This window comes from Saccharothrix xinjiangensis (genome assembly GCF_039527585.1).
Classification (GTDB): domain Bacteria; phylum Actinomycetota; class Actinomycetes; order Mycobacteriales; family Pseudonocardiaceae; genus Actinosynnema; species Actinosynnema xinjiangensis.
Map to the genome: position 1 here is coordinate 107,846 of NZ_BAAAKE010000021.1, position 13,054 is coordinate 120,899.

Annotated in this window: 10 protein-coding genes; 3 read left to right on the forward strand and 7 right to left on the reverse strand. The window is 75.0% G+C overall.

Annotated features, from left to right (window positions below; all coding sequences use genetic code 11):
• Nucleotides 1-239: 239 nt before the first annotated feature.
• Nucleotides 240-2,099, forward strand: coding sequence for an FAD/NAD(P)-binding protein (locus tag ABD223_RS31235; protein WP_344040220.1), 1,860 nt, complete (start codon nucleotides 240-242; stop codon nucleotides 2,097-2,099).
• 69 nt (nucleotides 2,100-2,168) lie between these two features.
• On the opposite strand, the gene ABD223_RS31240 is transcribed toward ABD223_RS31235, so the two are convergent.
• The 5 genes from ABD223_RS31240 to ABD223_RS31260 form a co-directional block, all read right to left on the reverse strand.
• Nucleotides 2,169-2,633 carry a flavin reductase family protein gene (locus ABD223_RS31240; RefSeq protein ID WP_344040221.1) on the reverse strand — a complete coding sequence of 155 codons (465 nt, stop codon included), beginning with the start codon at nucleotides 2,631-2,633 and terminating at the stop codon, nucleotides 2,169-2,171.
• Nucleotides 2,630-3,157, reverse strand: coding sequence for an NADPH-dependent FMN reductase (locus tag ABD223_RS31245; RefSeq protein WP_344040222.1), 528 nt, complete (start codon nucleotides 3,155-3,157; stop codon nucleotides 2,630-2,632). The genes ABD223_RS31240 and ABD223_RS31245 overlap by 4 nt, the downstream gene beginning before the upstream one ends.
• 382 nt (nucleotides 3,158-3,539) lie before the next feature.
• A complete protein-coding gene (locus tag ABD223_RS31250; protein WP_344040223.1) occupies nucleotides 3,540-4,304 on the reverse strand; it encodes an ESX secretion-associated protein EspG in 765 nt (254 codons plus the stop codon).
• Entirely contained in the window at nucleotides 4,301-5,950 is a 1,650-nt protein-coding gene (locus ABD223_RS31255; RefSeq protein ID WP_344040224.1) for a PPE domain-containing protein, read from the reverse strand. The genes ABD223_RS31250 and ABD223_RS31255 overlap by 4 nt, the downstream gene beginning before the upstream one ends.
• Before the next feature lie 14 nt (nucleotides 5,951-5,964).
• On the reverse strand, nucleotides 5,965-6,381 hold the full coding sequence (locus tag ABD223_RS31260; protein WP_344040225.1) for a hypothetical protein: 417 nt from the start codon (nucleotides 6,379-6,381) through the stop codon (nucleotides 5,965-5,967).
• Nucleotides 6,382-6,537: 156 nt separating this feature from the next.
• On the opposite strand from ABD223_RS31260, the gene ABD223_RS31265 reads away from it, so the two are divergent.
• Nucleotides 6,538-9,276, forward strand: coding sequence for an AfsR/SARP family transcriptional regulator (locus tag ABD223_RS31265; RefSeq protein WP_344040226.1), 2,739 nt, complete (start codon nucleotides 6,538-6,540; stop codon nucleotides 9,274-9,276).
• 289 nt (nucleotides 9,277-9,565) lie between these two features.
• On the opposite strand, the gene ABD223_RS31270 is transcribed toward ABD223_RS31265, so the two are convergent.
• Nucleotides 9,566-11,227, reverse strand: a complete 1,662-nt coding sequence (locus ABD223_RS31270) for an FAD-binding dehydrogenase (RefSeq protein ID WP_344040227.1) — start codon at nucleotides 11,225-11,227, stop codon at nucleotides 9,566-9,568.
• A gap of 75 nt (nucleotides 11,228-11,302) precedes the next feature.
• Between ABD223_RS31270 and ABD223_RS31275 the strand changes: the two genes are divergently transcribed.
• Nucleotides 11,303-11,770: a cupin domain-containing protein gene (locus ABD223_RS31275; protein ID WP_344040228.1), complete on the forward strand. Its 468-nt coding sequence runs from the start codon at nucleotides 11,303-11,305 to the stop codon at nucleotides 11,768-11,770.
• A 348-nt stretch (nucleotides 11,771-12,118) separates the two neighbouring features.
• Here the strand turns inward: ABD223_RS31275 and ABD223_RS31280 are convergent, their stop codons facing one another.
• On the reverse strand, nucleotides 12,119-12,934 hold the full coding sequence (locus ABD223_RS31280; protein WP_344040229.1) for a hypothetical protein: 816 nt from the start codon (nucleotides 12,932-12,934) through the stop codon (nucleotides 12,119-12,121).
• Nucleotides 12,935-13,054: the final 120 nt, after the last annotated feature.

A 13,054-nucleotide genomic window follows, 5' to 3' on the forward strand; every position in this document is an offset into this window, starting at 1 on the left:
GAATTGACGCCTGGGTCTTTTGCGGGGTTTTGCGGTGCGCGCACGCCGGTGTGCCGGGCGTTGAGGGACGCGGGTGGGTGGCGTGCGGCGCGGTGGAACAGGTCCAGTCCAGCAGCGCCGCGGGCGCGTCGTCAACGGCGTCCGGATAGCGGAAACCCTTGACCCGGCGGCGTTCCGGGCGCTTGGCTGCCGGGGCGGCGTTGAGGGACGCGCACCCCTCGTGTTCGGGAGAGCGCCGCATGAGCCCTGCCACCGACCGGGTCGTCGCCCGGGTCGTCGTCGTCGGAGCGGGTCCCCGCGCCTCGGGGTTGGTCGAGCGGTTGGGCGCGAACGCGCCCGAGCTGTTCCCGCACCCGCTGGAGGTGCACCTGGTCGACCCGTTCCCCGAGGGCTCGGGCCGGGTGTGGCGGCACGGGCAGTCGCCGCTGCTGCGGATGAACTCGATGGCCGAGGACGTCACGGCGTTCACCGACGACAGCGTGGTGCTGGAGGGCCCGGTCCGGCCCGGACCGTCGCTGGCGGAGTGGGCGCGCGACCAGGCTGGGTCCGACCCGTCCACGTCGGACCTGCCGCCCGGCTTGCCTCCCGACCTGCGGGCGGAGCTGGCGGCGACCACGCCGACCTCGTTCCCCAGCCGCCGCGTGCAGGGCGCCTACCTGCGGTGGTTCCACGGGCTGGCCGAGGCGTCGCTGCCCGCCGGCAGCTCGGTCCGCGTGCACCGGACGTCGGCGGTGCGGCTGACCGGGTCGTCGGGCGAGCCGCAGCGGGTGTGGCTGGCCGACCGCGCCGAGCCGCTCGTGGCCGACGTGGTGGTGCTCGCGCTGGGTCACCTGGACGTGGAGCCCTCGGCCGCGGAAGCGGAGCCGGCCTCGTACGCGGGGCGGCACGGGCTGCTGTACCTGCCGCCGGACTACACCGCCGACACCGACCTGTCCGCGGTGCCCGCCGGGGCCGACGTGGTGGTGCGCGGGCTGGGGCTGGCGTTCGTCGACCTGTTCGTGCTGCTCGCCGAGGAGCGCGGCGGGCGGTTCACGCGGGAGGGCGGCGTGCTGCGGTACGTGCCGTCCGGGCGGGAGCCCCGGTTGCACGCCGGGTCGCGGCGCGGCCTGCCGTACCACTCGAAGACCGGCTACCGGCTGCGCGGCGCGCCGCCCGAGCCGCCGCGGTTCTTCTCCGCCGACGCCCTCGCCGGGGCCTCCTCCGGCGACCTGGACTTCCGGCGCGACGTGTGGCCGCTGATGGCGAAGGACGTGGCCTACGGCTACTACCGGGAGCTGTTCACCGGGCACCCCGAGCGGGTGCGCAAGCCGTGGGACGAGTTCGCCGGGTGCTTCGCCGAGCTGGACTGGCACGGCCCGGAGATGCGGGAGCTGGAGGAGGCCGTCGCGGACGAGGACCGGATCGACTTCGAGCGGCTGGACCGGCCGCTCGACGGGCTGGTGTTCGCCTCCTCGGACGCGTTCCAGGAGCACGTGCGCGGGTACGTCGAGGCGGACGTGGCGCGGCGGTCCGACGACCGGTGGAGCGCCGACCTGGGCGCGTTCCTGGCGCTGCTCGGCGTGTACGGGCAGTACGCGCGGCTGGCGGCGACCGGCCGGGTGCGCGGCGACGGCGGGTGGTGGCACGGGTTCTTCAGCTGGTTCGCCAGCGGGCCGCCGCCGGACCGGCTGGAGCAGCTGCTGGCGCTGTCCCGGGCGGGCGTGGTGCGGTTCCTCGGCGCGGACGCGTGGGTGCGGGCGGAGGACGGGGCGTTCCTGGCGGGCGGCGCGAGCGTGCCGGGTCACGTGGTGCGGGCGTCCGGGCTGATCGAGGCGCGGCTGCCGGTGCACGAGCTGGGCCGCACGGCCGACCCGCTGCTGCGGTCGCTGCGCGACGCGGGCGAGGTGCTGGCCGACGAGGCCGGGCAGGTGCGCGTCGCGGCGGCGGACAGCCGGCTGCTGGACGCGCGCGGCGAGCCGCACGCGCGGCGGTTCGCGGTCGGTCCCTACACGTCGAACCGGGCCTACGCGGCGTTCGCGCGGCCGAACACGAACGCGCCCGCGTTCCGGCAGAACGACGAGGTGGCCCGGGAGGTGCTGCGGTTCTTGACCTCCGGCTAGGTGTACCGGGGCGGGCACGCGCCGCGGCCTCGTGCCCGCGCCCCTCCCGGCGACCCTTCGGTTGGAGCTTCAGGCGACGGACGTGTAGCGGCCCCGGAACCGGACCAGCGGGGCCTCGTTGTCGGCGTGCCGGATCTCGCGGGGCTCGCCGACCAGCGCCACGTGGTCGCCCACCGCGATCCGGCGGGCGGTGCGGCAGCTCAGGCGCAGCGGCGCGTCCAGCAGGCGCGGCACGCCGTCGGCGTCGGGCTCCCACCGCGTGGCGGGCCCGAAGCGGTCCGCGCCGGCCCTGGCGAACAGGTCGGACAGCGCGGTCTGACCGGCGTGCAGGAGGTGGACGGCGAACAGCGGCGCGGTGCGCAGCACGGGCCAGGCGGACGCGCCCTCGCCGATCCACACCACGACCAGCGGCGGGTTCAGGCTGGCCGAGGTGAACGAGCTGACCGTGACGCCGACCGGCCCGTCGGGACCGGGCGCGGTGACGATGCCGACGGCCTGGGGGAAGTCGCGGAGCGCCGCGCGCAGGTCGGTCACGACGCCACCCCCGCGGGCGCGGCGAACCAGCCGGCCTCGGCCAGCAGGGCGGCGGGGTCCTGGTCGAGCGCGGACTCGTTGAGGAACAGCCCGCGCCCCGGCACCGCCGCGCCCAGCTCCACCAGCAGCGGCTTGAGGTGCAGCTCGACCGCCAACGCATGCCGGTCGCTCGCGGCGACCAGCAGCGGCACCGCCACCCGACCCCGCAGCCACCCACCGGGCGCCCGGTCCAGCACGGCCTTCAACAGCCCGGTGTACGTGGCCTTGTAGGTGGGGGAGGCCACCACCAGGTGATCGGCCCGGCCCAGCGCGCCCAGCGCCTCGTCCACGACCCCCGACCCGGGCGCGAACACCTCACCCGCCAGTTCGGCCGCGTCCACCAGCGGCCCGTCGTCCGCGACCTCGTGCCCCAGCGCCCGCAACGCGCCGCGCACCGCCTCGCCGACCCCGACCGCGGCCCGCGACGTCCGCGACCCGACCCGCGGGTTCCCGACCAACACCCCGACCACCAGTGGCTGACTCACCCACCGAGCATGTGCGCCCCCACCCCCACCCCTCAACCCCGTCCACCCACCGGACCCCTCTTGCCCCGAGCCCCGCACCCGGTCCCACCCGCGCGACCCACCACGCCCGACCGGACAACTCGCGACACCCCACCGGACAACTCGCGACACCCCACCGGACGACACGCAACACCCCACCGGACGACACGCGCGAACCAAAGCCAGTTCACCGCGCGTGTCCTCCACTCCGGCATCGCGTGTCCTCCGCTCAGACATCGCGAGTCGTACGTTCAGGACCGCCGTGTCGTACGTTCAGGACCCCGAGTTCTGCGTTCGCGACGCCCGGGTTCACCGTTCAGGGCCCCCCGAACGGCGTTCGGGGGGCCCTGAAGAGGTGATGGGGTCAGGCCACCGCGGTGAGGACCGAGGCGATCCGGGTGGCGATGCGGTCGTTGTCGGTCGGGGCGAGGCTGAGCCAGCCGTCCTCGTGGACCATCAGGTAGCGGCCCTGGTGGGTGTCGAACCACGTGATCAGGGCGCCCGCCCGGGTGCGCCGGTAGCCGCCGCCCACGGTGACGCCGAACTGGCCGCCCGCGACGCGGCTCGCGGCCAGCTCGCTGACCACGGTCGCGTCCTCGCGCGACAGGCCCGCCTTCTGGAGCGCCTCGCGCTCGTCCAGCTCGCCGCCGCCGCCCCACGGGTCGTCATCGTCGTCGTCCTGCTCGTCCTGGAGCGCCACGGCCGCGTGCAGCGTCTCCAGCCGCAGCGACAGGGCGCTGCCCGGTCCCGCCGACCCGCCCGGCAGCACGTCCACGATCGACCGCGCCAGCGCCGTCGGCCGGATGCCCAGCACGCCGATCGACCCGCTGTCGATCACCGCCATCGCGCCCTGCTCGCCGCCGGACACCGCGACCGCCCGCACCGCCCGGTCCACGTGGGCCACCGCGTCGACGGCCACCTCGTGCTCCGCCAGCAGCCGCAGCAGCTCGACCAGCCGGGGCGCGGGTTCGCCGTGCGCGGCCAGCGCCTGGCCCCGCAGCCGTTCGCGCTCCTCCTCGGTCGACCCCGGCACCGGCACGTCCAGCGGGTACGGCAGCCGACCCAGCCGGAGGTGGTGCCACAGCGCGTCCAGTTCCCCCGGTGTCAGCAGGAACTCCGGCTCGATCACGCCTGGTCGCCCTTCTTGCGCGGCTTCACGCCGCCGATCACCGACGGCGGCAGGTTCTCGCCGGGCACCTCGAAGATGTCCTCGCCCCGGATGTACGCCGCGGCGCGGTGCTCCTTGTCCTCGCCGCCCTGACCGCCGGCGGGGGCGCCACCCATGGGCGCGCCACCGGCCACGCCGGACGCCGCCGCGCCCGCCGCGCCGGGACCGAAGCCGCCGGGCACCGGGCCGCGGGGCGCGCCGGGACCGGCCGTGGCCGTCGAGCCGCCCGCCGCGAGGGCGCCGCCCGTGCCACCGGCGCCGCCCGAACCGGTCGGGCCGAAACCGCCACCGGCGCCACCGCCGAAGCCGCCACCGCCACCTGCGCCGCCGCCGAAGCCACCGGACCCGGCCGGGCCGAAGCCGCCGCCGGCCGGCCCGAAGCCGGGCATGCCGCCCATCGGCCCGCGACCCGTGCCCGTCGCCGTCGGCGTGTTCGTCACCGGGGGCGTGCCGGGGCTGCCGGCGGGGACGTAGGCCGGCGGCTTCACGCCGGGTGGCAGGGTGCCGCCGCCCTGCTTGGGCGCGGTGTTCGGGTTCGCCGGCTGGTACTGCGGCACGTGGCCGCTGCTCGGCGGCGCGTAGCCGGGGTTGTTGTAGCCCGGCGGCGTGTAGCCGGGGGTGGTGTAGCCCGGCGTGTTGTAGTTGGGCGCGGTGTAGCTCGGGGCGGTGTAGCCGCTGCCCGAGGGCGCGGTGTAGCCCGACGGGGTGTACGGGTTGGCCACCGGCACCTGCGCCGCCGCGGCGGCCGCCGTCGTGCCCTCGGGCCGGGAGACCGCCGGGGGCATCGGGCCGCCGGCCGCGCCCGGGGCCAGGGCCGCCGCCTGGTACGAGCCGCTCTGCGCGGGAGGCGAGTAGGACGTGGTGGGTGACAGCGGCGCCACGGGCCGCTCGGCCGTCGCCGCGTACCCGGACGGGGCCGTCGTCGCGCCACCGCCGCCGCCGGACGAGTACGCGCTGACCGCCGTCGCGTCACCCAGCGTCGGACCCGACACCGAGGTCGCCGCCAGCATGAGCCGGGGCTCCTCGGTCTGCCCGGTCACCGGGTTGAACGGCGGGGTGAACACCGGCGTGGTCTGGTCGACCGCCCGCGACTCGTGCTCCATCGTGTTCATCACGGTCACGGCGTGCTCGTGCAGCGCCCGCGCGTGCTCGTTGGCCGCCTGCACGTCGGCGGCCGAACCGGCGAGCCCCTGGATGCCGCCCGCGGTGAACGTCCCGGCCGCCTGGTCCCAGTTGAACTCGACCGGCTCGGGCATGCTCGCCCGCGCGTTCTCCATGATGTGGCTCTGGTCCTGCACCCGCTTGCCGACCTCGACGGCGGTCGCCGCGGTGTCGGTGACCCACTCGGCGAGCATCTTGATCGACGAGCGCGCGGCGTCCGCGGCGTCGCCCGTCCAGCCGGACTCGCTCACCGCCACCCGCTCGTTGATCAGCCGCGCGGCCTCGGTCAGCTCGGTGCCGAACTGGCCCCACTCCGCGCCGATCTCGCCGGTCTGGCCGGGGTCGTTGTTGTTGTGCACCGCCTCGTACAGCTCGCGGTGGGACCGGGACGCCCAGTTCTGCGCCTCGGTCAGGACCAGGTCGATCTCCTCAGCCTGCCGCTTCATCTCCGCCGGTCCTCTCAGTTCCCGCTCAGCCGCTTCATCTCGACCTCGTGCTCCTCGTCGGCCGCCGTGAAGTTGCGGATCGCGCTCCGCACGGAGTCGTGCGTCTGCTGGAGCACCTCGCGGTAGGCGGTCATCACGGCGACGAACGACCGCGGGTCGCCGTCGGCGCGGGCCTCGAACTTGTGCGCCATCTTGTCGCCGACGGGGTTGGCGCCCAGCGGGGCGGGGCGGGCGAGTCGGCCGGCCCGCTCCAGCCACGAGTCGACCTGGTCGATCTGCTCCAGGAGCATCCGGCGCAGCTCCTCGCCGGTGGCGGGGTCGAGCGACACCTGCCCCGAGTTCACGGTCTCCTGGAGGGCCGCGACCTTCTTGCCGAGGGTCGGGGCCTCCGGCGGCGGGGCCTGCTCGCCCCCGTCTTCGGCGATGTACATCGTCAATCCCTCGCGAAGGCAGCCTGCTGGACGGAACACACGTTCCCGGTGACCTCCAACGCCCGGCCAACGCGGGGCCAACGCGCCCGTCAGGGGCGTCGCGGCCGCTGTGCCAGACTCTCCGACCACAAGGTGACTGCCCCGAAAGGTTGCAGGATGCGGGTGAACCTGCTCGGTCCGGTGGAGCTGGTTTCCGCAGGTGGGGAGCCGGTTCGCCTGGGAGCGGCGAAGCGCAGGACCGTCTTGGCGGCCCTCGCGCTGGAGCTCAACCGGGTGGTGTCCGGGGACCGCCTCCTGGACGTGGTGTGGGACGGGTCACCGCCGCCGCAGGCGAAAGCCGCCCTCCAAGGACATATCGCCCAGCTCCGGAAGGTCCTGTCCGGCGGTGTAGCGCTCATCACGCGCGCCCCCGGCTACGTGCTCACCGGCTCGCGGGACGCGGTGGACGCGTTCCGGTTCGAGGACCTGGTGGCGCGGGCCCGGGACGCGGCGGACGAGCAGGCCGTCGACCTGCTGCGGGAGGCGCTGGCGCTGTGGCGCGGCCCGGTGCTCGCCGACGTGCCCGGCGACCAGCTGCGCGAGGCGGTGACGGCGCGGCTGGAGGAGCAGCGGCTGGTGGCCGTGCAGGACCTGGCGACCAGGCTGTTCCGGCTGGACCGGGCGGCCGAGGTGGTGCCCGGCCTGCGCGACGAGGTGGCGGCGGACCCGCTGCGCGAGGCCCTGGTGGCGCGGCTCGTGCTGGCCCTGCACTGGACCGGGCGGCAGGCCGAGGCGCTGGAGCTGTTCCACCGGACGCGGGGGCGGTTGGCCGAGGAGCTGGGCGTCGACCCGGGTCCCGAGCTGCGTGACGCCTACCAGACCGTGCTGGCCGGTGACGCCGTGCCGCCGCGGGCGCCGGTGAGCCACGCCCCGGCCCAGCTGCCGCGCGAGCACCGCGGGTTCGTCGGCCGGGAGCTGGAGCTGTCGGACCTGCGCGAGAGCCTGATGGGGCAGGACTCGGCGATCGGGCTGCTGGTCGGGCCGGCCGGGGTGGGCAAGACGGCGCTGGCGCTGCGCTGGGCGCACCGGGTGGCGGGCGACTTCCCGGACGGGCAGCTGTTCGTCAACCTGCGCGGTTTCGACGAGACCGAGCCGCTGGACCCGCGGACCGCGCTGGTCGGGTTCCTGCGGGCGCTGGGGCTGACCGACTCGCAGGTCGCGGCGGACCTGGAGGACCAGGCCGCGCAGTACCGGTCGCTGCTGGCCGGGCGGCGCGTGCTGGTGCTGCTGGACAACGCCCGGTCGGCCGAGCAGGTCCGGCCGCTGCTGCCGGGCTCGGCGCGGTGCCTGGTGCTGGTCACCTCACGGCACCGGTTGGACGACCTGGTGGTGACGGAGGGCGCGACGTCGCTGCACGTGCCGACGTTGCCGGAGGAGAGCGCGGAGCACCTGCTGGCGGCGCTGCTGGGTCGCCCGCGGATCGAGCAGGAGCCGGAGGCGGTGGCCGAGCTGTGCGAGCTGTGCGACCGGCTGCCGCTGGCGCTGCGGATCGCGGGCGCGCGGCTGGCGTCCCGGCCGCGGTGGACGATCCAGTCGCTGGTGGACGAGCTGCGCGACGAGCAGGGTCGGCTGTCGGCGCTGTCGCTGCCCGAGGCGGGGCGCGGGGTGCACGCGGCGCTGGCGGTGAGCTACCGGGAGCTGCCCGAGGGCGCGGCGCGGCTGTTCCGGCGGCTGGGGCTGCACCCGGGCACGGACCTGGACAGCTACGCGGCGGCGGCGCTGCTGGACATCAACGTGGTGAGCGCGCGGACGCACCTGCGGACCCTCGCCTACGCCAACCTGCTGCACGAGTCCACGCCGGACCGGTACTCGCGGCACGACCTGGTGCGGCTGTTCACCCACCACCTGGCGGCGTTCGAGTCCGAAGCGGACAACAAGCTGGCCGCGGACCGGCTGCTGGACTACTACCTGCACGTGGCGGACTCGGCGCGGGCGCACCTGTCGGACCACGTGCTGCCGTTCGGGCCGCCCGAGCACCGGCCCGCGTCGTTCCCGGCGCTGTCGTCGCACGCGGCGGCGCTGGACTGGTTCACGCTGGAGGAGGCGAACCTCGGGCTGGCGCTGGACATCGCGGTGAACGCGGGCGAGCGCGAGCGGACGTGGCAGCTGGCGCTGTGCCTGGACGCGTTCCACTTCCGCCGCGGCAACCGGCTGGACCGGCTGGCGCTGTGCCGGATCGGGCTGGCGGCGGCGCGGTCGCTGGGCGACGGGCACGCGGAGGCGACGTTGCTGCTGCGCCTGGGCTCGACGCTGGCCGACCTGGGTCGGATCGACGAGGCGGTCGAGGCGTGCACGCGCGCGGCGGCGCTGGCGGGCGGCGACCGGGACCTGGAGCTGGCGGCGCTGGCGAACCTCGGGTACTGCCTGATGGCGGACGACCGGCTGGACCGGGCGCAGGAGGTGATCATGGAGGCGCTGGAGGTGGCGCGCGAGGTGGGCGACGACCGGACGCAGGCGAACCTCCGGAACAACCTGGCGAACGTGCTGCTGCGCAAGCACCAGCCCGAGGAGGCGCTGCGGCACGCGACGGAGGCGCTGAACCTGTTCCCCGCGGCGCCGTCCAAGGCGCACACCGCGACCCTGCACACGCTGGGCGCGGCGTCGCAGCAGCTGGGGCGGTCCGACGAGGCGCTGGAGTCCTACCGGGCGGGGCTGGCGCTGGCGGCGCGGCTGGGCGACCGGTACCAGGAGGCGCTGTGCCACCGGGCCATCGGTGACGTGCTGGAGCAGTCGGAGGGCGCGGACGCGGCCCGCCCGCACTGGCTGGCGGCGTTCAACCTGTACCGCGACCTGCGCCTGGCGGACGCCGACGACCTGGCGCGCAAGCTGTCGCCGGCCGCGCACCCCGCGTCCTGAACGCAGAACTCACCGGTCCCGAACGTAAGACACGGCGGACCTGAACGTACGACTCGCGATGCCCGAGTGGACGACTCGCGATGCCCGAGTGGACGACTCGCGATGCCCGAGTGGAGGACTCGCGATGCCCGAGTGGAGGACACGCGCGGAGCGCGTGAAGCTGTCGGCGTGTCCTCCGGTCCGGCATCGCGTGTCGTCCGGTCAGACATCGCGTGTCGTCCGGTCAGACATCGCGTGTCGTCCGGTCAGGTATCGCGAGTCGTCCAGTCGGGCGTGGTGGGTTGTGCGGTCAGGAGACTGATTCGGCGGCGGCTCGGCCGGCCACGCGGCCGGAGAAGAGGCAGCCGCCCAGGAAGGTGCCTTCCAGGGCCCGGTAGCCGTGGACGCCGCCGCCGCCGAAGCCCGAGGCCTCGCCGGCCGCGTAGACGTTGGGCAGGGGGTCGCCGGACGGGGTGAGGACGCGGGCGGAGAGGTCCGTGTGCAGGCCGCCCAGGGTCTTGCGGGTCAGGACGGAGAGGCGGACGGCGATCAGGGGGCCGGCCTTCGGGTCGAGGAGGGGGTGGGGCTCGACCACGCGGATCAGCTTGTCGGTCAGGAAGCGGCGGGCCTCGCGCATGGCGTTGACCTGCGCGTCCTTGCCCAGGCCGGAGATGACCTGGCGGTCCCGCTCCACGATCGTGCGGCGCAGCTGGTCGGCGTCGATCAGGGACGTGCCGGTCAGCGCGTTCATGCCGGCGGCCAGCTCGGCGGGGGTCCGGCCGAAGATGAACTCGTCGGACAGCTCGGCGAACGCCTCGACGGGCGCGACCGCGCCGGGCAGGGCGCGCTTGAGCACCATCCTGACGTCCTTGCCGGTCAGGTCGGGGTTCTGCTCGGAGCCCGACAGCGCGAACTCCTTGCCGATGATCCGCTTGTTCAGCACGAACCACGAGTGGTCGTGGCCGGTCTTGACGATGTGCTCCAGCGCGCCCAGGGCGTCGAAGCCGGGGAACAGGGGCACGGGCAGGCGTTGGCCGGTGGCGTCGAGCCACAGCGACGACGGGCCGGGCAGGATGCGGATGCCGTGGCGGCTCCACACCGGGGCGTAGTTGGCGATGCCCTCGGGGTAGTGCCACATGCGGTCCTCGTTGACGACGTCGCCGCCGGCCTCCTGCACCACCTTGAGCAGCTCACCGTCCACGTGGTCGGGCACGCCGGACAGCATGTGCTCCGGCGGGGTGCCCAGGCGGGCCGGCCAGTTGCGGCGCACCACCTCGTGGTTGGCGCCGATGCCGCCGGAGGTGATCACGACGGCCTGGGCGCGCAGCTCGAACTCGGCCACGGCCACGCGGGAGCTGGGTTCGCCGCGCTCGACCGCGCTGGGCTCCAGCACGGAGCCGCTGACGCCGTCGACCTCGCCCCCGGTGCCGGTCAGGCCGGTCACGCGGTGCCGGAACCGCAGGTCGACGAGGCCGCGCGCGACGCCCTCGCGCACCCGTCGCACGAACGGCGCCACGATGCCGGGCCCGGTGCCCCAGGTGACGTGGAACCGGGGCACGGAGTTGCCGTGCCCGCCGGCCAGGTACCCGCCGCGCTCGGCCCACTGCACCAGCGGGAACCAGCGGACGCCCATGGCGTGCAGCCACGACCGCTTCTCGCCCGCCGCGAAGTGCACGTACGCCTCGGCCCACCGCCTCGGCCAGTGGTCGCAGTCGCGGTCGAACGCCGCCGAGCCCAGCCAGTCCTGGAGCGCCAGCTCGGCCGAGTCGCGGACCTTCAGTCGCCGCTGCTCGGGCGTGTCGACCATGAACAGCCCGCCGAACGACCAGAACGCCTGACCGCCGAACGAGGCCTCCGGTTCCTGGTCGAGCAGGATGACCCGGCGGCCCGCGTCGACCAGCTCGGCGGTGGCGACCAGGCCCGCGAGACCCGCGCCGACGACGATGACATCCGCATCCGCCCCATGTGCCATCGGGCGAGTCTAGATCGAAGCGCACGTCGCGCAAGACAGTTGAATATAATTCACTTTTCTGAGGTGGGGAGAGCGATGTCCTACGCATCGGGCGAGGTCAACGCCCTGTGGCGGCCGGTCGACGCGGTGCCGACCATCGACCGGCCCCTGACCCGGGCCCGGCTGGTGGGCACCGGCGACGTGACCGACGGGCGGTTCGGGTTGTTCGAGTGGCAGATGCGCCCGCGCGCGGGCGGGCCGGCCGCGCACTTCCACAAGACGTTCTCCGAGTCGTTCTACGTGCTGTCCGGAACGGTCCGGTTGTTCAACGGCGAGACGTGGGTCGAGGCGACCCCGGGTGATTTCCTGCACGTGCCGGAACGGGGTGTGCACGCTTTTCGCAACGACTCCGACGAGCCCGCGTCGATGTTGATCCTGTTCGCGCCGGCCCCGCCGCGCGAGGAGTACTTCCGGGAACTGGCCGAGATCGGCGAGAGCGGGCGGCGGCTCACCCCGGAGGAGTGGACCGAGCTGTACGCCCGGCACGACCAGTACATGGTCTGAGGCCACGGTCCGAGGCCACGGCCGGCACGTCGTCCGAGGTCGGGGGTCAGGTCGGGGTGAGGTCGAGGTCAGGGCGAAAAGGCCGCCGGCCGTCCGGTGAGGGGGGAGTACCGTCCGGCCGACGGCGGTCGGGCGTGCGTGGGCGCACCTGCAACGCCTCGGGGAGAGGTGCCGCTTCGGGCTGAGGGGGAGGCGCCCTAGCGGTCCTGACGTCCGGTGCGGCGTCCACCGCGCCGACCACCAGTAGAACGGACGGTGTCGAACGCCTGTTCCGCCGGTGGCCGGGAGGTGTCGGGTATCACCACGCAGGTCAGCCGCCTGTCGCGGGGCCCGGCTGAACCGGTGTCGTCAGGCTTCGCCGCGCAGGTCGGCCACCCGCCGCCTGGCCCGGTCGAGCCGCTCCTGCGCGCCGCTCGCCCGGCGGCGCGCCCGCTCGGCGGTCACCGCTGCCTCGTGCTCGGCCCGCTGCGCCCGCCGGAACTCGGCGTGCGCCGCCGCGGCCTGCTCGGCCCGCTCGTCCAGCTCCCGGGTCGCCTCGGCGAGCGCGGCCTCCGCCCGCCGCACGTCGGCGTGCGCGGCGTCGACGTCCTCGCAGGCCTCGGCCAGCTCCCGCTCCCGGCGGCGCTCGCGGCGGGGCGCCAGCTCGTCGCGCACGGCGCCGCCCGCCGGCGCGGACCCGGCCCGCTCGACCGGCTTGACCAGCCGCCCGGCCCGGATCCGGGCGGCCAGCACGCGGTCCGCGACCGCCGCGCCCAGGGTGGCGCGCACCTGCCGCACGGCTTCCGACCCGAGCGGGTGGCCCGCCGTGCGCGCCAGGTCCTCGGCCCGCCGCACCAGGGTGTTCAGCGCGACCCGCCGCCGCGTGCTCAGCTGCCGCAGCGCGTTCCCGCGCAGCTCCTCCGCCGCCCGCAGCTCCTCGCCCAGGGCCAGCAGGTCGCCCAGCACGTCGGCCTCGCGGGCCAGCGAGTTCAGCGCCCACGCCGACGCCGTCGGCTTGCGCAGCGCCGCGATCGCCCTGGCCAGGGCCTGGTCGCCGAGTTCGGCGGCCCGTCGGGCGTGGGCGTCCCGGGCCGCGACGAACCCGGCCGGCGGCAGCGCGTACAGCTCGTCGGCTATCCGGTCGATCGGCACGACGTCCACGATGCCGACCAGTCTGCTCGTCATCGAGTTGATGTGTGGTTCGTTACCGATATCGGGGGTGATTCGGCGATTCACCGTTGACACTGGTTGACACACCGGCCGGTTGGCTCTTGACTGGAGGTGTCGCGGTCGTTCTCGACTCGG

Bases quoted from the DNA above. Each gene is read 5' to 3' on its own strand.
- ABD223_RS31235 (WP_344040220.1), top strand. From the start codon at position 240: ATGAGCCCTGCCACCGACCGGGTCGTCGCCCGGGTCGTCGTCGTCGGA.
- ABD223_RS31255 (WP_344040224.1), bottom strand. From the start codon at position 5,950: ATGAAGCGGCAGGCTGAGGAGATCGACCTGGTCCTGACCGAGGCGCAG.
- ABD223_RS31260 (WP_344040225.1), bottom strand. From the start codon at position 6,381: ATGTACATCGCCGAAGACGGGGGCGAGCAGGCCCCGCCGCCGGAGGCC.
- ABD223_RS31265 (WP_344040226.1), top strand. From the start codon at position 6,538: ATGCGGGTGAACCTGCTCGGTCCGGTGGAGCTGGTTTCCGCAGGTGGG.
- ABD223_RS31270 (WP_344040227.1), bottom strand. From the start codon at position 11,227: ATGGCACATGGGGCGGATGCGGATGTCATCGTCGTCGGCGCGGGTCTC.
- ABD223_RS31275 (WP_344040228.1), top strand. From the start codon at position 11,303: ATGTCCTACGCATCGGGCGAGGTCAACGCCCTGTGGCGGCCGGTCGAC.
- ABD223_RS31280 (WP_344040229.1), bottom strand. From the start codon at position 12,934: ATGACGAGCAGACTGGTCGGCATCGTGGACGTCGTGCCGATCGACCGG.